Source organism: Vibrio sp. 10N.222.49.C9 (assembly GCF_041474985.1).
Classification (GTDB): Bacteria; Pseudomonadota; Gammaproteobacteria; order Enterobacterales; family Vibrionaceae; genus Vibrio; species Vibrio crassostreae_C.
The window spans coordinates 1-266 of sequence record NZ_JBFRVD010000974.1; the positions used below are offsets into that span (position 1 = coordinate 1).

The following is a 266-nucleotide window of genomic DNA, read 5'->3' on the forward strand; positions in this document are numbered from 1 at the left end:
GGTGGAAACAGCAGGGTTGGGTGAAGAGCTTGGTGAACCAGATAATATCTGTTTTCCTATTCCAGCGTCTTTAACACCCACAGCAAGAGAGAATGTTGGGCAAGTCTTGCTCACCATGATGGACGATTCAGCTACTCAGCCTAGCCCACTCTTTATTCGCAACATCCTTGAAAGCCAACTTGAACAGCTTAAAGACAATAACCAATACCCATGCATGGCGTTTGAGCTTGAATTCTACTTGATCGATAAACAGCGAACCCCATCAG

1 pseudogene is annotated in these 266 nt (G+C 45.5%); it reads left to right on the forward strand.

Going from position 1 to position 266, the window contains the following annotated elements:
• Nucleotides 1-266: pseudogene (locus AB4585_RS26485) on the forward strand (glutamine synthetase); the annotation flags it as partial.